Annotated in this window: 23 protein-coding genes and 1 pseudogene; 11 read left to right on the top strand and 13 right to left on the bottom strand. The window is 65.5% G+C overall.

All coding sequences use genetic code 11. From position 1 onward, the window contains the following. Positions 1 to 36: 36 nt before the first annotated feature. The 7 genes and pseudogenes from BM275_RS12960 to BM275_RS12930 all read right to left on the bottom strand — a co-directional run bounded on the left by BM275_RS12960 (position 37) and on the right by BM275_RS12930 (position 6,064). A complete protein-coding gene (locus BM275_RS12960; protein WP_090521553.1) occupies positions 37 to 1,020 on the bottom strand; it encodes a ribonuclease Z in 984 nt (327 codons plus the stop codon). A gap of 143 nt (positions 1,021 to 1,163) precedes the next feature. Then, positions 1,164 to 2,327, bottom strand: coding sequence for an acetyltransferase domain-containing protein (locus tag BM275_RS12955; protein WP_090521551.1), 1,164 nt, complete (start codon positions 2,325 to 2,327; stop codon positions 1,164 to 1,166). A 142-nt stretch (positions 2,328 to 2,469) separates the two neighbouring features. Continuing rightward, a complete protein-coding gene (locus BM275_RS12950; RefSeq protein WP_090521548.1) occupies positions 2,470 to 2,889 on the bottom strand; it encodes a VOC family protein in 420 nt (139 codons plus the stop codon). A gap of 16 nt (positions 2,890 to 2,905) precedes the next feature. Next, positions 2,906 to 3,325, bottom strand: coding sequence for a YciI family protein (locus tag BM275_RS12945; protein WP_044313759.1), 420 nt, complete (start codon positions 3,323 to 3,325; stop codon positions 2,906 to 2,908). Positions 3,326 to 3,444: 119 nt separating this feature from the next. Beyond that, positions 3,445 to 4,159 (bottom strand): annotated as a pseudogene (locus BM275_RS12940) (lysostaphin resistance A-like protein). A 1-nt stretch (position 4,160) separates the two neighbouring features. Continuing rightward, positions 4,161 to 4,715, bottom strand: a complete 555-nt coding sequence (locus BM275_RS12935; protein ID WP_090521546.1) for a COG3904 family protein — start codon at positions 4,713 to 4,715, stop codon at positions 4,161 to 4,163. Between the two features lie 98 nt (positions 4,716 to 4,813). Then, a complete protein-coding gene (locus BM275_RS12930) occupies positions 4,814 to 6,064 on the bottom strand; it encodes a M20/M25/M40 family metallo-hydrolase (RefSeq protein WP_090521543.1) in 1,251 nt (416 codons plus the stop codon). 137 nt (positions 6,065 to 6,201) lie between these two features. On the opposite strand from BM275_RS12930, the gene BM275_RS12925 reads away from it, so the two are divergent. The 4 genes from BM275_RS12925 to BM275_RS12910 all read left to right on the top strand — a co-directional run bounded on the left by BM275_RS12925 (position 6,202) and on the right by BM275_RS12910 (position 9,129). After that, positions 6,202 to 6,645, top strand: a complete 444-nt coding sequence (locus BM275_RS12925; RefSeq protein ID WP_090521541.1) for an HIT family protein — start codon at positions 6,202 to 6,204, stop codon at positions 6,643 to 6,645. A 108-nt stretch (positions 6,646 to 6,753) separates the two neighbouring features. Next, entirely contained in the window at positions 6,754 to 7,734 is a 981-nt protein-coding gene (locus tag BM275_RS12920; protein WP_185749551.1) for an ABC transporter substrate-binding protein, read from the top strand. Then, positions 7,731 to 8,492 carry an ABC transporter permease gene (locus tag BM275_RS12915; RefSeq protein WP_090521536.1) on the top strand — a complete coding sequence of 254 codons (762 nt, stop codon included), beginning with the start codon at positions 7,731 to 7,733 and terminating at the stop codon, positions 8,490 to 8,492. The genes BM275_RS12920 and BM275_RS12915 overlap by 4 nt, the downstream gene beginning before the upstream one ends. After that, positions 8,485 to 9,129, top strand: a complete 645-nt coding sequence (locus BM275_RS12910) for an ABC transporter ATP-binding protein (RefSeq protein ID WP_090521694.1) — start codon at positions 8,485 to 8,487, stop codon at positions 9,127 to 9,129. Before BM275_RS12915 ends, BM275_RS12910 begins: the two co-directional genes overlap by 8 nt. A 7-nt stretch (positions 9,130 to 9,136) precedes the next feature. On the opposite strand, the gene BM275_RS12905 is transcribed toward BM275_RS12910, so the two are convergent. Together BM275_RS12905 and BM275_RS12900 are read right to left on the bottom strand one after the other, a co-directional pair. Then, complete coding sequence (locus BM275_RS12905; protein WP_090521534.1) at positions 9,137 to 10,402, bottom strand: DUF445 domain-containing protein; 1,266 nt, start codon at positions 10,400 to 10,402, stop codon at positions 9,137 to 9,139. Positions 10,403 to 10,700: 298 nt separating this feature from the next. Continuing rightward, positions 10,701 to 11,102 carry a hypothetical protein gene (locus BM275_RS12900; RefSeq protein ID WP_015276232.1) on the bottom strand — a complete coding sequence of 134 codons (402 nt, stop codon included), beginning with the start codon at positions 11,100 to 11,102 and terminating at the stop codon, positions 10,701 to 10,703. A gap of 227 nt (positions 11,103 to 11,329) precedes the next feature. On the opposite strand from BM275_RS12900, the gene BM275_RS12895 reads away from it, so the two are divergent. The 3 genes from BM275_RS12895 to BM275_RS12885 all read left to right on the top strand — a co-directional run bounded on the left by BM275_RS12895 (position 11,330) and on the right by BM275_RS12885 (position 12,596). Beyond that, positions 11,330 to 11,518, top strand: coding sequence for a hypothetical protein (locus tag BM275_RS12895; protein ID WP_014821158.1), 189 nt, complete (start codon positions 11,330 to 11,332; stop codon positions 11,516 to 11,518). 39 nt (positions 11,519 to 11,557) lie between these two features. Continuing rightward, positions 11,558 to 11,767: a hypothetical protein gene (locus tag BM275_RS12890; protein WP_014821157.1), complete on the top strand. Its 210-nt coding sequence runs from the start codon at positions 11,558 to 11,560 to the stop codon at positions 11,765 to 11,767. A gap of 241 nt (positions 11,768 to 12,008) precedes the next feature. Next, the gene (locus tag BM275_RS12885; RefSeq protein WP_090521530.1) at positions 12,009 to 12,596 is read left to right on the top strand and encodes a LysE family translocator; all 588 of its coding nucleotides are present in this window, start codon (positions 12,009 to 12,011) and stop codon (positions 12,594 to 12,596) included. Here BM275_RS12885 and BM275_RS12880 read toward each other — a convergent pair whose 3' ends face one another. Then, entirely contained in the window at positions 12,597 to 13,448 is an 852-nt protein-coding gene (locus tag BM275_RS12880) for an AraC family transcriptional regulator (RefSeq protein WP_090521527.1), read from the bottom strand. Positions 13,449 to 13,560: 112 nt separating this feature from the next. On the opposite strand from BM275_RS12880, the gene BM275_RS12875 reads away from it, so the two are divergent. Continuing rightward, positions 13,561 to 13,986 (top strand): hypothetical protein, encoded by a 426-nt coding sequence (locus BM275_RS12875; protein WP_023444443.1) that lies wholly within the window; start codon positions 13,561 to 13,563, stop codon positions 13,984 to 13,986. Positions 13,987 to 13,995: 9 nt separating this feature from the next. On the opposite strand, the gene BM275_RS12870 is transcribed toward BM275_RS12875, so the two are convergent. After that, positions 13,996 to 14,346 carry a DUF6746 family protein gene (locus tag BM275_RS12870; RefSeq protein ID WP_090521524.1) on the bottom strand — a complete coding sequence of 117 codons (351 nt, stop codon included), beginning with the start codon at positions 14,344 to 14,346 and terminating at the stop codon, positions 13,996 to 13,998. Between the two features lie 472 nt (positions 14,347 to 14,818). Here BM275_RS12870 and BM275_RS12865 point away from each other — a divergent pair, with 472 nt between their 5' ends. Together BM275_RS12865 and BM275_RS12860 are read left to right on the top strand one after the other, a co-directional pair. Beyond that, a complete protein-coding gene (locus tag BM275_RS12865; protein ID WP_023444441.1) occupies positions 14,819 to 16,438 on the top strand; it encodes a methyl-accepting chemotaxis protein in 1,620 nt (539 codons plus the stop codon). Between the two features lie 121 nt (positions 16,439 to 16,559). Next, the gene (locus tag BM275_RS12860) at positions 16,560 to 17,573 is read left to right on the top strand and encodes an alpha/beta fold hydrolase (RefSeq protein WP_090521522.1); all 1,014 of its coding nucleotides are present in this window, start codon (positions 16,560 to 16,562) and stop codon (positions 17,571 to 17,573) included. A 6-nt stretch (positions 17,574 to 17,579) separates the two neighbouring features. On the opposite strand, the gene BM275_RS12855 is transcribed toward BM275_RS12860, so the two are convergent. Together BM275_RS12855 and BM275_RS12850 are read right to left on the bottom strand one after the other, a co-directional pair. Beyond that, a complete protein-coding gene (locus BM275_RS12855; protein ID WP_090521519.1) occupies positions 17,580 to 18,527 on the bottom strand; it encodes an alpha/beta hydrolase in 948 nt (315 codons plus the stop codon). Between the two features lie 131 nt (positions 18,528 to 18,658). Next, positions 18,659 to 19,885, bottom strand: a complete 1,227-nt coding sequence (locus BM275_RS12850) for an MFS transporter (RefSeq protein ID WP_044313773.1) — start codon at positions 19,883 to 19,885, stop codon at positions 18,659 to 18,661. Positions 19,886 to 20,261: 376 nt separating this feature from the next. Between BM275_RS12850 and BM275_RS12845 the strand changes: the two genes are divergently transcribed. Continuing rightward, a complete protein-coding gene (locus BM275_RS12845; protein ID WP_090521517.1) occupies positions 20,262 to 22,283 on the top strand; it encodes a methyl-accepting chemotaxis protein in 2,022 nt (673 codons plus the stop codon). Positions 22,284 to 22,305 lie beyond the last annotated feature (22 nt).

Genomic DNA, 22,305 nt, shown 5'->3' with positions numbered 1-22,305 from the left:
GCTGCAGGCGCTGCGTTTGCAGACGATCTTTACGGTTCAGCGCGGCGGGCGTGGGCGAGGTGGCTCGACGGGCGTCAGCTGGCCGTCCTTGCCGAGGTGCAGGCGCATGAAGTCTTCGGCAAGCAGCAGCTTACCGGCGTAAAGGGCGCTGGCTTCGGCGCACAGGTCGTCGATCGAGTGACCACGCCCGGCGTTCTTCTGATAGCGCGCGCTGAAGTGGGTCAGCACAAGATTCGGCAGGCCGACCGTTTGCGCAAAGCGCGCCACCGATGCCGCCGTGCTGTGGCCAAAGTCATTGCGCGCGTCGTTGGCCACCGCTTCGGTGTAGGTCGCCTCGTGCACCAGCAACTGGGCGCCGCGGCAGGCGTCGGCAAGCAGTTCGGGACGATCATTGTCGCCGCCGATGACGATGCGTTGCGGCGCACGGCTGAAGCTCAGGTAGTCGTCGCTGCGCAGTTCCCGGCCTTCGTGCTCGACATCGAAGCCGCGTGCCAGCTGGCCCCAGAGCGGGCCGCGGGGCACGCCGTCGCGCTCGAGGCGGTCGATGTCCAGCCGCGGATCAGGCCGGGCCTCGGTGAAGCTGTAGCCGTAGCAGGGCACACGGTGGGACAGGGCGGTGGCCTCGATGCGCATGTTCAGGTTGCGCCACTCGCCCAGCGATTCGACCGCGTGAAAGTCGAGGTCGTAGCCCAGCCAGCTCTGGCTCATCTCCAGCGTGGCGCGCACCCAGGTTTCGATGCCCTGCGGCGCGATGATCGTCAGTGGGGTCTTGCGCCCCATCATCCCGGCGCTGGCGAGCAGACCGGGCAAGCCGTAGCAGTGGTCGCCATGTACATGGGTGATGCAGATGGCGCGCAGGTCATGTAGCGACAGCGGCGTGCGCAACAGCCGGTGCTGGGTGCCTTCGCCGCAGTCAATCAGGTACCAGCTCTTGCCGGTGTCCTCCAGCAAGGCCAGGGCGGTGACATTGCGCGCGCGGGTGGGGGTGCCGGATGAAGTGCCGAGAAATAACAGATCCACGCCGCCGTTCCTTCCTGCCGTTCAACTGATCCGCGAAAGGTTGAGCCTTTGCCGGCGCCGCTGCAATTGCATTTTTGCGACGCCGCGGCCCTGACCGGCTGGCTGGCCGAGCGCCGCGGACCTCGCACTGTCGCAGGGCCGCTTCAGAGGTACTTCAGCCAGGCAATGTCCCTGCGCCGTGCTTTGAGTTCGGCGAACCAGCGCACCGCCGGGAACAGCAGCACCGCTAGCGCCAGGGTGCACAGCCACAGTGGCCACACCGCATCGAAGCCGAAGTGATTGCCGCGGTTCAGACCCCAGATCGCCACGGCGGCGATGTAGAGCAACTTCAGCACGTACAGGTGCAGCAGGTAGAAGAACATCGGTGCCGCACCAAACACGCTGAGCGGTCGCAGCCAGGCGCGGCCCTGCTTGCGTTCGAAGTAACGCAGGAGCAGCAGGCCGCAACCCAGCGTCAGGCACAGGAACAGCAGCGACGGCGGGTATTTGGTGACGTTGAACAGGCTCATCAGCGTGCGCAGGCCGTCCTCGCCGACGACCCAGGGCTGTTCGCCGTAGCTGTTGATCAGCCGCAGCAGAACAAAGGTCAGCAGGGCACCTTGAGCCCAGCCGCCCAGGTAGCGCTGGCGTCGCTCGGGGTCGGCGTTCCTGGCGAACCAGGGCCCGACAGCGTAGCCAAGGGCGATCACGCCGATCCACGGCAGTAGCGGATAGGAAGTGCGCAGCCGCAGGTTTTCCGAAACCTCGATCCAGCCGCGGTCGTGCAGGATGGCCCAGGGGACGTGCAACGCTGAGTCTGCGGAGAACTGCAGCGGGTCGAGCAGGTTGTGGCCGCCGATGATCACCAGACCCAACACGATCAGCGCAGGGCGCGGCAGCCAAAGCAGCGCCGAGAGCGCCAGCATGCTCAGGCCGATCGCCCAGATCACTTGCAGATAGATCACCTGCGGCGGGAACTGGAACGTCCAGGCGAAGTTGACCAGGGTGAATTCGAGCGCCACCAGGAACAGCCCGCGTTTGAGCAGAAAGCTCGACACTGCACGGCGGTCCTGGTGCTTTTCGCCATAAAGAAAGGCCGACAGGCCGGTCAGGAAGATGAATACCGGCGCGCAGAGATGCGCCAGGGTGCGGCTGAAGAACAACGCTGGTTCGGTGACCGCCACGTCCATCGGGTCGGGCACCTGCATATGCAGCAGGAAGGTTTCGCGGACATGGTCCAGCAGCATGAACAGGATCACCAGGCCGCGCAGCGCGTCGATGGATTGCAGACGCGCCGCGGCTGGCGGAGTGAAATCGGGGGAGGGCATGAGCGGCTCACAGCAGGATGATCGCAATGCAGGCGCAGACTCGCTGCGCCCGCCGAAAGGTACGATACGTTATAACAAAAGTCGCTGCCTCTCCAGATGCGAATCAACCACGATAGTCCCCGGCGTAAAAGGGCTGAATGCTTCAGCCCTGCTCGCAGTTAACCATCCACGACACGCCGAAGCGGTCGGTGAGCATGCCGAAACGCTCGGCCCAGAAGGTTTTCTCCAGCGGCATGATCACCGTGCCGCCCTCGGCCAGTGCGGCGAACAGCTTTTCGCTTTCGTCCACGCTGGTCGGATGCAGGGAAAACGAGCAACCCTTGATGCCTTCGTACGGCCCGCCACCACAGGTGTCGGGCAAGGAGTCGGAGGCCATCAGCACACCATCGCCGAGGTTCAGGCAGGCGTGCATGATCCGCTCGCGGTACTCGGCGGGAAACTGCTCGGCATCCGGCGCTTGGGCAAATGTCATCATCTCCAGCGTGCCGCCCAGCACGTCTTTGTAGAAGGTGAACGCCTCGCGGGTCGTGCCGTCGAGGGTGAGGTAGGTGGTGATCTTCATTGCTTGCTCCTTGCGGTCATTGATTGAGTTGCGCGCGCAGGCGGTCTTCCTGCTCGCGCAGTTCGGGGGTGAACTCGGCGCCGAAGTCTTCCGCTTCGAATATCTGGCGAATCTCGATTTCCGAATCGCCGATGGCCGACTGCGGGCAACGCTTGACCCAGTCGACGGCCTCCTGCAACGAGGCGGTCTGGAACAGCCAGTAGCCAGCGATCAGCTCGCGGGTTTCGGCGAACGGGCCGTCGGTGACGCTGCACTGGCCGCCGTTGAAACGGAGGCGCGCGCCCTTGTGGCTGGGGTGCAGGCCCTCGCCGCCGAGCAGCACGCCGGCATTGGCCAGGTCTTCGTTGTAGCGGCCCATCGCCGTGAGAACGTCCTCGCTGGGCATCTCGCCGGCTTCGGTTTGTGGGGTGGCCTTGATCATCACCATGAAACGCATCGGTGGACTCCTTCAGTGGAATGGAAAGAGCCTAGACGGGCATACGGCAATTTCCGCCGGCTCCGATCATTGGTCGAACGGGCGCCGGAGGAATCGACAGGTCGTTGAAAAAATATTGCTTAGCGCAGGGGATAGGTCAGCAACAGCAGGTGCAGGCTGTTGATCGCACCGTGCAGAAACACCGCGACCCACAGGCGGCCACCGGAGTAATGGAAGGCCAGGCCGTAGCCCAGACCGGCCAGCGTGGCGAGCCCGGCGAAACCGAAGCCGCCCGGCAGGTGCGCGGCGCCGAACAGGGCGGTCGCCAGGCCGATGCCGATGGCCGCACCGAAGCGGCGGACCAGTTCACGCTGCAGCAGGCCGCGAAAGATCAGCTCTTCGGCCAGGCAGGTGATGCCCAGGTTGATCAGCAGCCAGGGCAGGAACAGCGCCGGCCATTTCGGTTGCCAGCCCAGCACGCCGGAGACCAGCGCCAGCAGCGGGATGAGAATCAGGCAGGCGCCTGACGCAAGCAGGGTGAGTCTGATCGAGCGCCAATCCGTACGTGGCTGGCCCAGCCACCAGGCCAGCAGCAGTGCCGCGACCATCGCCTTGTCCGGGCTGATGCGCAATTGCCAGGGCGAGGCACCGCCCAGATCCTGCGGTGGGCCGAGCGGCAGCGCGCTGAAGCCGGGCAGCAGATGTGCGGCGAGAAAAAGGGCGCCGAGCAGCGTACCGAGCAGCCACGGCGGGTTGGGGCAGAACGGCCAGCGCGCCAACCGGCTCGATCATGCCGAGGGCCAGGCCGAGCGATAGCGCGACGACCGGAATGCAGTAGTGCAGCCTGCGAATCACACTATTGCAGCCGATAACGCGCGAGCTCCTTTGGCGTGAGCACGCGCATGCGCCACGGTTCGATCAGCTGCATGTCGTCCGCCAGCCGCGTATTGACGCCCATGTCCCGCAAGTAGATGCGTGGTGCGCGGTGTGGTCGCTGGCTGATGGACTGCGCCGACTCGCCATTGGCGACGTAGGGCCGATGCAGGCCGACATAGCCGCGCACGGTGCGCTGCCGTCCCGCCGCCAGCAGATAGATGCAACTGCCCTGGCAGACCGCGGTCGCCGGCACCAGGGCGTCGAAGCCCGTCTCGCGCAGCAGATAGCCCATGCGCATGGCTTCCGCTGCGCTGCCGCCGATGTTGTCGAGGATCAGCAGCTTGCGCGCGTGTTTGCCAGGGTGGGCCATGATGCCCTGGAGCAGCGCCTCGTAGTCACCCGGCGCAATCTGTTCGGTAACGCGCGCGACCAGCACCAGGCCCTGATCTTCATGTTCCAGCGGCAGCACCTCGACCTTGGCGTGGGCAGTGCAGGCGAACAGCGCCAGTGCGCAGAGGGTGACGAAGCGAAGCATCGAGCGGGCAGTCCTGAAATGGGAGGTGGCGAAGATACCCGCAGCGCCGGCTTTCGCCTACTGCGACCTTCGCCCCTCGCTCGGGCCTGGATAGCGTGTCAGCGTGCGGCGTCTTCGGCGGACAATGCGCGAATCATCGCCGTCGTCAGATACAGCCGCGGCGCGATGCTCGACAGCTCGATGTACTCATCTTCCGAATGCAGCCCGGCACCGACCACGCCCATGGTTTCCAGCACGGCCGGCTTGTCGCTGTCCGGCACGTAGGCATAGCCGGCGTCCGTGCCGAAGCGCATGGCGATCGGCTCGATACGCTGGTCGATCTCGCCATACAGGCGCTGCGCGGTCTCGGCCAGGCGCTCCGATGCCGGATTCTTCGCCAGCGGTGGGCGGCCCTTGTCGACGCGCAGTTCGACGCGGGTGTCGTCGATCAGCTTGTTCTCGATGATCTTCTGCGCATCGGCGAGCACGCGTTGGGTCTCGCTGATATCGGAGTAGCGCATGTCCGCCTCGGCGGTCGCCTTGTTCGGGATGATGTTGCGCTTCTCACCGCCGGCGATCATGGTCCAGCTGACCGTGGTGCCCTTGTCCGGGTCGCCCAGGTCCTTGAGCTGCACCAGCTGGTGCGCCAGTTCCAGCACGGCGTTGCGACCTTCCTCAGGTGCGGAACCGGCGTGGGAGGATTTGCCCTTCACCTCCAGCATCACCGCATTGATGCCATTGGTGGCGGTGGTCACCGCATCGCGATCCGGCGGCTCGTAGGAGAAGACGTAATCATGCTTGCGGGCCAGCTCGGCGATGATCTTCTTCGAGCCGGCCGAACCCATTTCCTCATCCGGGTTGAACAGCACCGTGATCGTGCCGTAGCCGTCGAACTGCTGCGCCTTGAGCAGCTCCAGCGCGTGCAGAATCATCGCCACGCCACCCTTGGCATCGGCCACGCCGGGGCCGTAGGCGCGCTTGTCGTCCATGCGGAACGGGCGCTCCGCGGCGGTGCCTTCGGCGAACACCGTGTCGTAATGCACCATCAGCAGGAAGTCCTTGCCGCCGCTGCCCTTGAGGGTGCCGACGATGTTGCCGCCGGCCGATGGCGCGGCCGGGCTGGTGCTGACCTCGGCACCCAGTGCCTGCAGGCGCTCGACCAGCATCTGGCTGACCGTGGCCAGGCCCACGGCCTGGCCGGTGCCGGTATCCACCGCCACCAGCTGTTTCACGGTTTCGATATAGGCGCTCTGTTCGGCCTTGGCCTGTTCGAGCAGCTCGGCAGGTTTGATTTCGGCGGCCATGGCAGACAGTGAAGACAGGCAAAGCGCGACTGCAGCAGCAATCGGGGCGACGGCGCGGATGGGCATCGGAATAACCTCGGATCGCGGGGGGGATGAGCTTGAGAACGCGGCCAGGCCCGCAACGTTCCGAAGCATCGCTGCACGGGTCGCAGCCGCGCGGAGAATGCTAATGTCTGCCTTTTCCACTTGCCGGAGAACTCCAGGTGTCCCTGACCACGCCCTACGATCCGCAGAACATCTTCGCCCAGATCATTCGCGGCGATGCGCCCTGCTACAAACTCTACGAGGATGACGACGTGCTGGCCTTCCTCGACCTATTCCCGCAGTCCTTCGGCCACACGCTGGTGATTCCCAAGCGCTCGGCGGCCTGCAACATCCTCGATGTGGATACCGACGCGCTGGCCAAGGTCATGGCCGTGGTGCAGAAGCTCACCCGCGTGATCGTCGACGAGCTGCAGCCGGATGGTGTGCAGGTCGCGCAGTTCAATGGTGCGCCGGCGGGGCAGACGGTGTTCCACATCCACGTGCATATCGTGCCGCGCTACTCGGGCGAGGGGCTTGGCATTCATGCCGCCGGCAAGGCCGATCCGGCCGATCTGGAACAGCTCCAGGCGCGCTTGCAGCAGCGCATCGCCACGCTGGGCTGAGCCAGGCCGCGATGTCGTGGCGGGGTCAAGCCCGCTGCGACCATCGCAGCAGCCAACAGGCACCAAAGTACAATTCGTGCCCGCCTGGGGGCTTCGTACCCTGCGGGCATGATGCTTTCATTGCCCTTCCTCACCCCGTTCATTCTGCGCGCTCGCCGTGCGCTGCTGGCGCTCGTGCTGCTGCCCCTGTGGGCGCAGGCGCAGGAGCTGCCGGTGCTGACCCTCAGCGTGCTGCAGTTCGGCACGCCGCACTGGGAGCTTGAGCATCTCAAGCGTCAGGGGCTGGACCGCGCCAACGGTTTCGAGCTGAAGGTGCGACTGGTGGCCGATGTGCCGGCCTCGCGACTGGCATTGACCAGCGGCAGCGTCGACGGTGCGGTGAGCGATCTGCTCTGGGCGCAGGCGCGTTACCAGGCCGGCACGGCTTATCGCTACGTACCTTTCTCCTCCCAGATCGGTGAGGTGCTGGTGCCCGAAGGCAGCGCCATCCGCACGCTGGCCGACCTGCGCGGCAAGCGCATCGGTGTCGCTGGCGGGCCGGACGGGCTGGGCTGGCAATTGCTGCAGCATGCCGCGGCCCAGGACGGAATCGATCTGGCCAAACAGGCGACTGTTCAGTACGCCGCACCGCCCCTGCTCAGCCAGGCGCTGCGCCGCGGTCAGGTGGATGCGCTTTTGACCTTCTGGCATTTCTCCGCGCGCATGCGTGGCGAGGGTGGTGTGCAGGTGGCGTTCAGTCTCGATGATCTGCTCCGATCATTGGAGCTTGATCCCCACCTGCCGGTGCTCGGCTATCTGTTTCCCGAATCCTGGGCCGTCGAGCATGGGGCGCTGCTGCAGCGCTTCGCCACGGCGTTGGGCCAGACCAAACACGAACTCGCCAGCGAGCCCGCACACTGGCAGGCGCTGCGGCCGCTGATGCGTGCCGACGAGGATGGCGTGTTCGCCGCGCTGCGTGACAGTTTCCTCGCCGGCATCCCGCAGCCGCTGGATGAGCGGCGTATCGCCGACCTGCAGCGACTGCTGACCCTCACCGGTGCCGATCCGGCGAAACTGATGCCGACCGCGTCGTTCCAGAGCACGCCATGAACGGCTCGCGCTGGGCCTGCTGGATCGCCCTGCCATGCGCGGTGGCACTCTGGACGCTGATTGCGCTGGTCGTGCAGACGCCGCTGCTGCCGAGTCCGGCCGCCGTGCTCGACACCTTCTGGCAGGCCACGCAGAGCGGTGAACTGCCCGAACATTTGCTGGTTACCCTGCGTCGTGTGCTGTTCGCCTTCGTGCTGGCGATGGTGCTGGGCACATTGCTCGGCGTGTGGATGGGCCGCTCGCGGCTGGCCAATGCCGTGCTTGATCCGCTGCTGGTGCTGTTCCTCAACCTGCCGGCGCTGGTCACCATCATCCTGCTCTACGTCTGGTTCGGTCTGGTCGAAGCCGCGGCGGTACTGGCGGTGGTGATCAACAAGGTGCCGAACGTGGCCGTCACCGTGCGCGAGGGCGCACGCAGTATCGATCCCAAGCTGGAACAGATGGCCCTGGTCTACCGTTTCACGCGCTGGCAGCGGATCAGGCATGTCTGGCTGCCGCAGCTGTTTCCCTACCTGATGGCCGCCACTCGCGGCGGGCTGGCGCTGATCTGGAAGATCGTGCTGGTGGTCGAGCTGCTCGGGCGCTCGGATGGCATCGGCTTTCAACTGCATATGGCCTTTCAGGTGTTCGACGTGGCGAGCATCCTCGCCTACAGCCTGGCGTTCATCGCCGTAGTCCAGCTGATCGAACTGGCGCTGTTGCAGCCGTTGGAGCGTCGCGCATCGTCCTGGCGCGAAGCGGGTGTGCGCCATGCTTGAGCTGCGCCTGGATGGCCGTCACCCCGTGCTGGGCGTGATCGATGCGCAGGTGCGCGAAGGCGATCGCATCTGTCTGCTCGGGCCATCCGGTGTCGGCAAGACGACGCTGCTCAACGGCATCGCCGGGCTCGATCCGCAGCTGCGGCCGATGATCGAGCAGCGCGCCGGGTTGCGCGTCGGCTACATGTTTCAGGAGCATCGCCTGCTGCCCTGGCGCACGGTGCGACAGAACCTGGCGCTGGTCGGCGCGAGCGCGGCGGACATCGAGCGGCTGCTGGCCGAGGTCGGGCTGCGTGGCGCGGCCGATAGCCTGCCGGATCAGCTCTCGCTGGGCATGGCGCGCAGGGCCGCACTGGCGCGCTGTCTGGCGATCAAGCCGGATCTGTTGCTGCTCGACGAACCCTTTGCCTCGCTGGATGCCGAGCGCGCCGCCGAGCTGCGTGGCCTGATCGCCCGCCTGCTGGATCGGCACCCGGACATGGCGATGATCTGCGTGACCCACGATCCGCGCGATGCCGACGATCTGGCCAATCGCCTGTGGTACCTGAGCGGCGTCCCGGCGACATTGCGCTGCGATGAGCCGCCCGGCAGCCCCGTCAATCTCAGCGAACTGAGCGAGCGCCAGCGCCGCGCCTGAGCGGCATTCAGCCGGCCAGCAGCTGCGTCAGCGCATGCAGCGCCAGACCGACCAGCCCGCCAACCAGGGTGCCGTTGATGCGGATGTATTGCAGATCCTTGCCGACGCTCTGCTCCAACTGCTCGACCAGCTCACGGCTTTCCCAGTTCTCCACTCGCTGCGCGATATAGGCGCCGATCTGCCCGCGGTAGCGCTCCAGCAGGCCGGGCGCGGCGGCCAGCAGTTGCTCGTTGATCCAGTTGCGCATGGATTTGTCGGCGGCGAGGCCGTCGCCGAGGCCGCGACAGAGGCTGACGATGCGTCGGCCGATGCGTGAGTCGTCGCTGGCCAGGTCGCTTTCCAGCCAGGCCGTGAGTTCCTGCCAGAGATTGCCGAAATAGGCGCTGGTGGCGGGGTGCTCCAAGAGCTGCGCGAGAATGCGCTCGACCTCCAGGGCGTATTGCGGGTCCTGCTCCAGACGCTCGATGTATTCACTGACGTGCTCGTCGAAGCGCTGGCGGATCAGGTGCTCCGGGTCGGCGGCGATCTCGGCGATCAGTGCGGACAGGCCGTCGACGAACTTGTTCGCCGACCAGCCGCTCACCGGCCGACTCAGGCCGAGATAGCGCAGGGTGCGGATTTCCCGGCTGATGGCGTCGGCGACCAGCGCGCGGGTTTCCTCATCCTGCATGATCGAATCGAGGCGGATCAGCAGCTCGTCGAGCATCGCCTGATGCCGGCCCTGGCTGGTCAGCACGCGCAAGGCCTGGGCCAGCGGGGCGGAGAGGTCGAACCTGCGCAGTCGCGTGGTCACCTTGGCCTCGACGAAGGCGCGCACGCGTTCGTCATGCAGCGCGGCGATGCCGAAATGTGCAACGCCGGTGAGCCTGCGGCCGACCGCCTCGGCATTGCTCGGATGGCGTAGCCAGCCGGCCAGGCGCGAGGCGATGTCGAGTTCCTGCAGCTTGGCCAGCACCAGCGGCGTGGCGAGGAAATGCGTGGTGATGAAGCTGGACAGGTTCTGACCGATGCGTGCCTTGCTGCGCGGGATGATCGCCGTGTGCGGGATCGGCAGACCCAGCGGGTGGCGAAACAGCGCGGTGACGGCGAACCAGTCGGCGATCGCGCCGATCATGGCGGCTTCGGCGAACGAGGCGACGTAGCCCCAGGCCGGATGGCTGGCTTCGAAGCGTGTCGCGACGATGTAGAGCAGGGCGGCCAGTAGCAACAGAAGGCCGGCGACCAGCTTCATGCGCGAAACCGGTGACTGCCAGGCGCTGATCATGGAACGCATGCAGGTCCTCGTCGTGTGGGCGAATGGAATCTCTAGGGGGTAGACAGCGAAGCAGGGCGATGAGGTCGGCGCTTGAATGAAACGCATGATGATGCGGATCGTCAGGCGGTTGGGCTAGCTGGGCTGAAACCTGCCTTTAGGATGGATTCGTACGGCAGCCTGGACCAGGCCGGTGCTGCTGCTTGAGACGGCACGGCTGCGCCGAGGTCCACCCGACGGACTCTGCTGAATCGCCGGGTGGATGTCGCTTCGCGCATCCACCGGAACACGCCCGCTGGATGTAATCGCCGGAGGTGGATCAGACCTCGTCGTCCTCTTCCTCGCGGATCAGCACGTACTGGCCTTCGGCATCGTTCAGGCAGTCCCAGACGTAGAACATCGATACCTGGCCCGGGCTCTCCGTGACGGCGGCGTAGTCGCCGGGCACGGCAGTGAAGTAAACGCCGGAATCAGGTGCTGCCTGGCAGGCGATGCGGGCGACGACGAAGGCTTCCGGCGCGGTGCCGTCGAAGTAGTCGTCACGGTCCTTGGCGTCCCATTCGGCGGGCGCCTCGAAGGGGCCGCTGATGATGATGCGCGCGTCTCCCAGGTCCTGCTCTTCCGCTTCCTCGTCATATTCGTCGGGGCGGTACAGGGTGCATTCCAGGGCTTCCGGGTTTTCGAGAATGGCCGCGCGGGATTGTGGGGTGAGTGTCTGCATGGAATCTCCGACTGCGGTTGGGTGTGAGGGGGCAGTGTGGTGGAGCGGCTCGGGCAGTGCAATCGGTTGCATGGTCGCGCCCGCCGATAGTGGCACGGGATCGGCCGGGCAATCCTGCGGCGGCGCCACGGCAACCTTCGGACCGCCGGTGCCGTGCGGTTCGAACGTCGCGTGGTTTGTCGCCTCCAATCGATATCAGTCATCCACCCGCGACAGCCGAGGCAACCATGAAGGCAGATGACCAGCAGGCAGGCGATGAGCCTGATGTGACCATGACCGATGGAGGCGAAAAGAACGCCGGCGAAGACCCGGACTACGACGACCAGCCTTCGCCGCTGGACGATCCTGACGAGCCTGAGACGCTGCCGGACGATCCGGACATCCAGGGAGAAGACGGTTCCGGCGAGCCGAGCTGACCCATCCGCCCACGACAATCGCCGCCCAGAGGAGTCACCATGAACATTTATCAGGTCAGGCCCACCGAAATGGGCTGGGAGCTGGAAGACCAGCAAACCCAGAAAACCGTGCTGCGAACCCTCACCAAGGACGAGATGTACAGCGCGCTGGATGCCTACATGGACGGCCGCGCCGCGTCGGTCGAGGTATTCGGCCGCGATGGCGAGCTGGAGGAAGCGCGTCCCTATCCGGGGAGCCATCACCTGTAGATATAGCCGCCTGTTTGGTAAGTTCAGTCGGGCAATTTCGGCGCCCATGGCCCCGATACTGTGTTGCCGCTCCTTGCCGTAGCCCGCTATGACTCGCCGGGGCGCCTTGTCTCGGAGCCCTGTTCATCCGAACTTGCCTCAACCAACTCACCACACAGGCCACTAGGGCAATTTCCTTCAATACCATGCCCTGCCGGACCCATAGCCTGCCCACCATCTTCCACTGGTAAGCAGAGTACTCATGGACCCCTATCTCTCGATGGCCGCGTTCGCCCTGGCCTCGTCGATCACTCCTGGCCCGGTCAATCTGGTCGCGCTCAACTGTGGCGCGCGTTTCGGCTTTCGCGCCAGTGCTCGGCACATCACCGGCGCAACTGTCGGTTTCACCCTGTTGCTGTTGCTGATCGGCCTCGGGCTTTACGAGCTGCTCGAGCGGGCGCCGATTTTGATGCGTGGCATCCAGTGGGGCGGGGTCGCCTTCCTGCTCTACATGGCCTGGAGACTTGCAGTCGATGATGGCCGTCTGGAACCCGCTGCGGCCGGCAATGGCCCGTCGCTGCTCGACGGCGCGCTGATGCAATGGCTCAATCCAAAGGCCTGGCTGGCGTCAGTGGCGGGTATGGGGCTGTTCGCGGCGAATGGCGATGTGCTGCGGGTCTGGCTGTTCGCCGGCCTGTATTTCGTCATCTGTTATGGCTCGATTGCCTGCTGGGCCGGAGCTGGCGCCTTTCTCAGTCGCTATCTGCAGGCGCCGGGGCGGGTGCGCTGGCTCAATCGAGCGATGGCACTGTTGCTGGCAGGCAGTGCGTTTTATCTAGTGGCGAGCTGACTAGTGGCGAGCTGAGCCCGGCGCGATACGATCCCGGTACTGCCCGGGCGTCGCCGCCAGCTGACGTTTGAAGGTTCGCTGGAAGTGCGCCTGGTCCGCAAAACCGGCGGCCAGCGCCACCTCGGCGAGGTCATGACCCTGGCGCAGCCAGTGCTGGCTGCGCTGAATGCGACGGTTGAGCAGATAGGCATGCGGGGTCATGCCGTAGTGCTGCCTGAAGGTGCGGATCAGATAGGACGGCGACAGCGCGGCTGCCTGGCAGATGTCTTCCAGACGCAGCGCCTGGGTACAGTGTTCGGCAATGTAGTCGGCCGCCCGTCGCAGCTGTTCGACGGGCTCTGCGCCCGGGCTGGCGGCTGCCGGGGCAAGGGTCTGCTGCAGCAGCGTGAAGTACTCGACCGCCGCGCTCTGCCGCTGCAGCGTGTCCGCCTGCGGGTCGAGCAGGGTGGCGTACAGCCTGGTCAGCCCGGTGAACAACGCCGGGTCGAGGCTCTGGATCGGCGTGTAGGGAATGAAGCGGCCGTCGGCGCTGACGCCCAGTTCATGCTGCAGCGCGCCCAGCCAGCCCGTGTCGACGTAGAACATCAGGTACGACCAGGGTTGGCCGTCGATGGGGTTGCAGGCATGCACCATTTGCGGATTGATGATCACCACGGCGCCGCGGGCGATCCGCTGGCGTGCCGTGCCGTTGAAGTAGGTGCTGGCGCCGGCGGTGATCGCGCCGACGGAAAAGGTCTCGTGACAGTGCGGCGCATAGCAGACCCTGCGCCCATCGGCGACCGCCCGCGCCTCGAGGAAGGGCAGGGCGGCGTCGCGCCAGAAGCGTGGCTGGCTGTCGTCCGGGTCGTTCACGTTGTGCCTGCCGTCATCGATACGAAACTGTAGTCAGACTCTAGCAATCATTCGGCGCTCTGGCATGCTCGACGACCAGGTTCGCCATTTCAGTCCCGGCCAAGGAGTTTCCATGCGTCTGACCCTCGCTTTCACTGCACTGCTGTCGCTGGCTGGCTGTTCATCCTGGCAGCCCGATGCCGAGGACATCGAACCGGTGCCGGCCGAGCGGGTGCTGGCCTACCAACAGCCCCTGGAGAACGCCGGTGAGGTGGTGGTGACGCGGGATTTCGGCTTGCGTGGCGGCGGCTGCTACATCGCCGTGATGATCGATCGTGAGCTGGCGGCGCGCATCCACGTCGGCGAGGTGGTGCGTTTTCAGGTGCCGGCCGGTGCGCGGATCGTCAGCATCGGCACCGATCCGCTGGACGACACGCTGTGTGGCAAGCTCAGCCTGCGCCGCGAGAAACTGGCGCAGGTGCAGGCGGGGCAGACGCTGGAATATCGCGTCATCAGCGACAACCGCATCGGCTTCGATATCGTGCCGGTCGAGCCCTGATGCGGCGAATTACTTGATCACCGTCCGCGCAGTCTTCAGATAGTCAGCACCGTAGCTGCTGACTTCGTCGGCGCTCTCGGCTTCCGAGGCGATGTGGATTTCCTCCAGGGTATCGTTCAGCCCGTCCATTTCCTCGACGATTTTCTCCAGCGCCGCTTTCAGCGTGTAGGTCAGTTCGTGGATCTGCGCCATGTTCTCCGGTGTCTGCTCCTGCGCCAGGGCCTGGTCGAGGCGGGTGTTGTATTCGGAGAATTGCTTCACCGCCTCGGCCAAGTTGCTAGGTGGCGGTGCCTCGGCGAAGGTATGGTTGGCGACGATGGTGGTCAGCGCCAGAGCGGCGGTCCGGATAAGCGTTTTCACGACAGGTCCCTTGCTGAATTTGGTCGGGCGCGAAGGTATCACCTGCGGGTACTAACGCTGTGTAGTAGCGCACAGTCTGCGCTGCGCCATTAGTCGCATGCCGCGTCGCACGGCAAGGCTGGTCCGGGAAATTCATCGGCGGTGCAGACCTCATCACTGTCGCTCCTGCAAGGCCGCAGCCGCTGCTGAGTTGAACTGCCCGACCGCTCTGGCACGCACTTTGCGATGATTTTTCATTAAAGGGCGACCATGCTTGGCCGATATGATCTCGCGTGCTGGCATTCCGCCTGTGCTCGGCAGGCGTCTGTAGACCCAACAACAAGATCACGCTCCCGCTTCCTCTTCCGCGATTCGCGTCCTGCAACAGGACCACTCGGCACGTCCCACGCCCGACGCGCCGGTTCGACTGTTATGCCTCACTTTTGCCAATTTGCCGCTCCTCACGAACGGCACGCCATATGGAAAAGAACGAATGATGCAGCAACTGACAATCCGTGCCCGCCTGCTGATTCTGGTCGGGGCCATGCTTGCGGCCTGCCTGGTGATCGGGCTGACCGGGCTCAATGCCCAGCAGCGCAGCGTCGCCGGGCTCAACACCGTGTACCTGGACCGCGTCGTGCCGCTGCGTGACCTCAAGCTGATCGCCGACCTGTACGCGGTGAAGATCGTCGATACCACCCACAAGACTCGCAGCGGCATGCTCAGCTACGGCCAGGCGCGTGACGAGGTGCGCAACGCCCGCGCCGAGATCAACCGTCTCTGGAGTGCGTACCTGAACACCCGACTGGTTGACGCCGAGCGACTAATCGCGACGCGCATCGAAACCCTGATGAAGGCCGCGGACGAACCACTCGATGCGCTCGAGCGTACGCTGGACCGGCACAGCGAAAAGCGGCTGGCGGCGTTCGTCATCAACGATCTGTATCCGCTGATCGATCCCATATCCGAAGGCTTTACCCAGCTGATCGAGCTGCAACTGGGCGAGGCCAAGGCCGAGTACGAACAGGCGCAGGCGCTCTATCAGCGTAATCGCCTGTTGAACATCGGTCTGTTGCTGGCGCTGCTGGTTGGCGGCGGTTTGTTCGCCACGGTGATGTTGCGCAGCATCAGCCGGCCGCTGGAGGAGTTGAAGCAGGCCGCGGCATCGGTGGCGGCGGGTGATTTGAGTCGCACCATCGAGTGTCGCGGCAAGGACGAAATCACCGAGGTGCAGCAGTCGATCCGTCAGATGCAGCGCACCCTGCGCGATACGCTGCAGGACATCCAGGGCTCGGCGACCCAGCTGGCGTCGGCTGCCGAGGAACTGCACGCGGTCACCCAGCACACCGCCCAGGGCATCCATCAGCAGAACGAGGAAGTGCAGATGGCCGCCACCGCGGTCACCGAGATGTCCGCCGCGGTGGACGAAGTGGCCGGCAACGCCAACCGCACCTCCGATGCTTCGCGCGATGCCGAGACGGTCGCCGACGACGGACGCCGCCAGGTGACTGCCACGCGGCAGACCATCGACCAGTTGAGCGACAAGCTGCAGCAGACCGCGGCCACCGTGACCCACCTGGCCCAAGAGGCTGCGAGCATCGGGCAGGTGGTGGATGTGATTCGCGCGATCGCCGACCAGACCAATCTGCTCGCGCTCAACGCCGCCATCGAGGCCGCGCGGGCCGGCGAGGCTGGACGTGGATTCGCGGTGGTCGCCGACGAGGTGCGTAACCTCGCGCAGCGCACGCAGAGCTCGACCCAGGAGATTGAACGCATGATCGGCGCGATCCAGAGCGCTACCGAGCAATCGGTGCGCGACATGCAGCAGAGCAGTGAATTCGCTACGCGCAGCCAGACCATGGCCGGCGAAGCGGATCAGGCACTGGGGCTGATCGCCGAGCGTGTCGGGCAGATCAACGAGATGAACCTGGTGATTGCCAGCGCCGCCGAGGAGCAGGCACAGGTCGCGCGGGAGGTGGATCGCAACCTGGTGGCCATCCGCGACATCTCAGAGCAGAGCGCCACCGGCGCGCAGCAGACCTCGGTGGCCAGCGACGAGCTGGCGCGCCTGGCGACGCAGCTCAACCAGCTGGTCGGGCGCTTCCGTCTGTAAGCGAAGAGAAATGGGCTGACGCGGTCGGGACATGCGATGTCGCAATCCGACCGCGAACCCGGCTGCACGAATGCATTCCTATGTACGGAGTTTCCCGATTCGTACCGAACAGGAGTCGCGCGTGAAAACAGCCGTGTCCGCCCTGGCGCTTGCCGCCGGTCTAACCCTGAGCCTGCCGCTGCTGGCCGAAAGCCGAACCGCCTACGGCCCGCAGCTGGAAGGCTTCAGCTATCCGCACCCGCTCAAGCACTACCGTTTCGAGTCCCAGGGCAAGGCGCTGGAAATGGCCTTCATGGACGTCGAGCCGCAGGGCAAGGCGAACGGTCGCACGGCGCTGTTGCTGCATGGCAAGAACTTCTGCGGGGCGACCTGGGAGCGCACCATCGAGGTGCTCAGCCAGGCCGGTTACCGGGTGATCGCTCCCGATCAGGTCGGTTTCTGCAGCTCGAGCAAGCCCGAGGGTTACCAGTTCAGCTTCGCCCAGCTGGCGCACAACACCCAGGCGCTGCTGGAGCAGGAAAGCATCGAGCAGGTCACCGTGATCGGCCATTCCATGGGTGGCATGCTGGCGGCGCGACTGGCGCTGAACTACCCACAGCGAGTCGAGCAGATGGTGCTGGTCAACCCCATTGGTCTGGAAGACTGGCAGGCTGAAGGCGTGCCGTACGCCTCGATCGATCAGCTCTATCAGTCGGAACTCAAGACCGGCTTCGACAGCATCAAGGCCTACCAGGAGAAGTTCTACTACAACGGCAGCTGGAAGCCGGAGTACGACCGCTGGGTCGGCATGCTAGCCGGAATGTATGCCGGGGACGGCAAGGAACAGGTCGCCTGGAACCAGGCACAGACCTCGGAGATGGTCTTTACCCAGCCGGTGATCCATGAGTTTTCGCGGATCAGGACGCCGACCTTGCTGCTGATCGGCGGGCTGGATCGCACCGCGCCGGGCGCCAACCGTGCGCCGGAGTATGTCGCCAAGCGCCTGGGCAACTATCCCGAGCTGGGTCGCCAGGCTGCCGCGATGATTCCGGATGCGACGCTGGTGGCCTTCCCTGATCTTGGGCATTCACCGCAGGTCGAGGCACCAGAAGAATTCCACCGTGCGCTGCTCGAGAGGCTGGAGGCGCAGCGCTAATACGTGTCAGCCGCGCTCCGCTGCTTTCACCAGGGGCGGCTGCGCGGCACCCAGGCGTTGCCCGCCCGATTCCAGCAGCGCCTGCAGTGCACGGCCATAGGCACCGAGCGCCACGCGCAGGCTGTTGTTGTGGGTGGCGCCCTCGACCAGCAGCAATTGCTTGGGTTGGCGCGCAGCCTGATACAGCTGCTCGCTGAAGCGCGGCGGCACATAGCGGTCATCGGTGCCGTGCACCACCAGCAGTGGCATGCCGATCTGGTCGATCTTCTCCAGCGAATCGAACTTCTGCGACAGCAGCCAGCGCACCGGCAGCGAGGTGTCGGACACGGCTGTCGCCACGTCGGCCAGCGAGGTGAAGGTCGACTCGATGATCAGCGCGCGTGCCTCGGCCGGTACGCTGTCGCGCTCGGCCTGCTGCCCGAGTTCGGCGGCCAGGTCGACAGCCACCGCGCCGCCGAGGGAATGCCCGTAGATGAAGCGCTTGCCGGCGTCCGGCTGCAGCGTCTTCAGGCGCTCCCAGCCGATGCGCGCGTCGGCATAGACGCTGCGTTCCGACGGCAGATCGCCAAGGCTCTGGCCGAAGCCGCGGTAGTCGATGGCCAGCACCGAGAAGCCCAGCGCGCGCAGCTGTTCCAGACGAAAAAGGTGGCCGGTGAGGTTCCAGCGCACGCCGTGCAGGTAGAGCAGGGCGGGTGCATCGGCGTTGGCGGCCGGCCACCACCAGGCATGAATGTTCTGCTCGTCACCGAACGCGGAATCGGTCAGCTGCAGCTCCTCGACGCCACGCGGCAGGCCGCTGAACCAGGACGCGGTGCCCGGTTCGATACGGAACACCAGCTCACGCTCTTTCTGTTCGAGCACCGAACAGCCGACCGGCAGGCCAACGGCGAACAGGGTAATCAGCAGCAGGCAGAGCCGCCGGGCTTTGCTGCGGAACAGGAAGAAATGCTGCAAGGTCAGGGTCTCGAAATCAGGAATCGTAGATAGGACCCGCTTGCCGAATGATCTGCAAGGCGGGCCATCGCTTCACTGATTACTGCATGTTGCGCGCCATTGTCGTCACGAGCGGACGGCCGGCTTCGGCCTCAGGAGCAGCAGGTCGCCTGCCCGGCATCGGCGTCCTGTACCGCGCGCTCGATCTTCCAGGCCCAGGCGAACACCAGCAGACCGCCAACGGCGGTAGCCGCGCCGATATAGCCGGTGGATGTCCAGCCGAAACCGGCGGTGATCGCCAGCCCGCCCAGCCACGGACCAAGGGCGTTGGCGATGTTGAAGGCGGCATGATTGGACGCCGCGGCGAGGGTCTGCGCATCCGCGGCGACATCCATCAGGTGGGTCTGCAGCGCTGGCGACAGCGACACCATGGTGCCCACCGCGAATACCGCCGGAAAGATCGTCCACACCGAGTGCGCTGCCAGCGGGAATACCAGCAGCACCAGCGCGCTCCACAGTAGCAGCCAGGCGACCGCCTTGAAGCGCAGCCGATCGAACAGCCAGCCGCCGACCAGATTGCCGACAATGCCGCCAAGGCCGAACGCGGCGAGGGCAAACGGAATCCAGCCGGCGCTAACGCCGGTGACGTTCAGCAACGTCGGCGCCATGTAGCTGAACACACAGAACATGCCGGCGAAGCCGATCGAGCTGATCGCCAGCGCCAGCCAGACCTGCGGCCGATTGAACGCGCGGATTTCGTGCAGCGGGCTGTTGCGCGGTTCGTTGCGGTTCGGCGGCAGGAACAGCGCCACCAGCAGCACCGTCAGCAGGGCGATGGCACCAACCAGGGCGAACGCATAGCGCCAGCTCGCCCATTGCCCGAGCCAGGTGGCCAGCGGGTTGCCGATCAGGATCGCCACGGTCAGCCCCATCAGCACGCGGGCAACGGCCTGGGCGCGTTTGTCCGGCGGCACCATGGAAGCAGCCACCAGCATCGCCACGCCGAAATAGGCACCGTGGGGCAGGCCGGTGACGAAGCGAAAGATCATCAGCGTCGAGTAATCCGGCGCCAGGGCGCTGGCGAAATTGCCCAGGGCGAAGAAGCCCATCAGCAGCAACAGCAGGTGCCGGCGGAACAGCCGTGAGCCGAGGATCGCCAGCAGCGGAGCGCCCACCACCACGCCCAGGGCGTAGGTGCTGATCACGTTGCCGACCTGGGGTTCGCTGATGCCCAGCCCTTCGGCCACGTCAGGCATCAGGCCCATGATGGCGAACTCACCGGTGCCGATGGCGAAGCCACCCATGGCCAGCGCCAGCTCGAGCAGCAGCACGGCGCGGGCGGAAAGGGGCTGAGTCGCTGCGGTGGCTGGCGCCGTCATGGTTACCTCGTTGCGTTGAAAAGGGGCGGCATTATTCACGCTGGTGCGCGCAGGTAAAGCCCTACCGCCAAAGAAGGAAATGCTCTGGGGGTTTGGGAGTGCTTCAGCCCGCGGGAGTTCGCCCGTCCCGAACGGAAATTCACGGCGCCTGCCGCAGCCAAAAGGCCCATCCGGATGGATGGTCGACTGGCGCCGTTTTCCTGGCTCTCGTTCTTGATCGTGGTCACGGTGACCGCCCGGTCGGCTCCGTATTTTGCGCGGCAACTCCCGCGCGTTCGGTTGCCACTCTCGGTCTGGCTTTAGCCAGGCGCCGCGTCCGGAGTGCCACGACGTCGAGCGGCGCCGTGCAGTGCCACGTCACGTCAGGACATGTCCCATGAAATTGCTGTTTTCCCCCGCCGAACTGTTGATGAACCGGCTCAGCTATCCGATCAAGTTCGGTGTGCTGGGGCTGCTGGTCTTCCTTGCCTTCGCCAGCCTGATGCTGACCCTCGCCGGCCAGCTCAACCGTACCATCGAGCGAGCGGAGAGCGAGCTGGTCGCCACAGCGCTGGCGCGCCCCTTGTCGAGCCTGATTGAGCTGACCCAGCAGCATCGCGGCGTGTCCGCCATGCTGCTCGGCGGCAACACGGACATGGCGGATCGGCGCTCCGCCCTGCAAACCCGTGTCGATACCGCCCTGGTGGAGATGAGCCAGGCACTGGCCGAGGACAGGCGCGGCACGCGCGAGTGGCAGGCGATCGGTCGAGACTGGGATGGCATCAAGCGGGCCGTGCAGAGCTGGTCCCAGCCGCAAAGCTATGACGCGCACACCGCGCTGATCGCCCAACTTCTGGACTTCCAGACCCAGGTGGCGGACGCCTACGGGCTGACCTTCGATCCCGAGCCGCAGACCTATTACCTGATGACCACCGCGGTTAGCCGCATGCCGTTTCTGATCGAGCGGCTGGGCCGCCTGCGCGGTAGTGCTTCGGCGATACTGGCCAGGGGCGAGATGAGCGAGCCGCAACGCACTGCGCTGATTGTGCTGACCGAGCAAATCAAGTCGGCGACCCAGGACATGGAGCGCAGTATCGACAAGGTGGTTGCCGAGCGGCCGGAACTCCAGCCGCCGTTGAGCCGCGCCGTCGCCACCATGCGCGAACGTGGCCAGGTGATCGATGCGGTGGTGCAGGACATGGTGGTGCGTGCTGACTTCAGCAGCACCTCGTCAGCGCAGTTCTTCGACATCACCACCGAGGCGATCAGCATCGGCTATGCGCAGATGCGCGACGTGCTGCTGCCAAGCCTGGACGGCCTGCTCGAACAGCGTATCGAGGACGCCCGACAGGTACTGCTCGGCAACCTGACCGTGCTGCTGGTGGTGCTGGCGGTGATCGGCTATCTCTCGGTGGGTGCCTATCTGTCGGTGATGGCCAGCATCCGCAGCCTGCGCGCCGGCAGCGAGCGGCTCGCCGCTGGCGATCTGACAACCCATATCGATCTGGCTGCGCGCGACGAGCTGCGCTTCGTCGCCGGCAGCTTCAACGACATGGCCGACGCCATGCGCGGGCTGATCGGCAGCATCAAGAACAACTCCGACCATGTCGCCGACTCGGCGCGCAGCCTGGTTACCGCCTCGGGGCAGATCCATGTCGCCTCGCAGTGCCAGAGCGACGCCGCATCGAGCATGGCGGCGGCGGTCGAAGAAATGACCGTCGGCATCGAGAGCATCGCGCGCAACGCGGGCGAGGCCGATGCACTGGCGCATCGCTCTGGCGAACTGTCGCGTCAGGGCGGCGAGATCGTCGCCGCGGTGGTCGATGAAATCAGCCAGATCGCCGTATCGGTGGGCGATTCGGCGCGTACTGTGGCCGAGCTGGGCGAACGCTCCGGGCAGATCTCGGCCATCGTCGGGGTGATCGGCGACATCGCCGCACAGACCAATCTGCTGGCGCTGAATGCGGCGATCGAAGCGGCGCGGGCCGGTGACCAGGGGCGCGGCTTCGCCGTGGTGGCCGATGAGGTGCGCAAGCTGGCCGAGCGTACCGCCAATTCCACAAAGGAGATCGCGCAGATGGTTGCGGCCATCCAGCAAGGCACAGAGGGCGCGGTACATGGCATGGAGCAGGGTGTGGTGCGAGTCAATGAGGGCGTCGCACGCGCGCAGCGGGCCGGCGAGGCCATGGGTGGCATTCGCGAGGCGGCCAATCAGGTGCTGTCCACCGTGGCGGAGATCTCCAATACCTTGCGCGAGCAGAGCGCGGCGTCCGCCGAGATCGCCCAGCAGGTGACCACCATTGCGCGCATGGCCGAGGAGAACGGTGAGGCGGTAGGCAGCAATCACCACACTGCCAGCCGCCTCAGCGACCTTGCTGGCACCCTGCTGGACAACGTCAGCCGCTTCAAGGCGAGTTGAGCACGTGTGCAGCGACGGCGCC

The organism is Stutzerimonas kunmingensis, assembly GCF_900114065.1.
Lineage (GTDB): Bacteria > Pseudomonadota > Gammaproteobacteria > Pseudomonadales > Pseudomonadaceae > Stutzerimonas > Stutzerimonas kunmingensis.
Note: the sequence above shows the minus strand (reverse complement) of the source record. Positions and strands in the feature narration are given on the sequence as shown.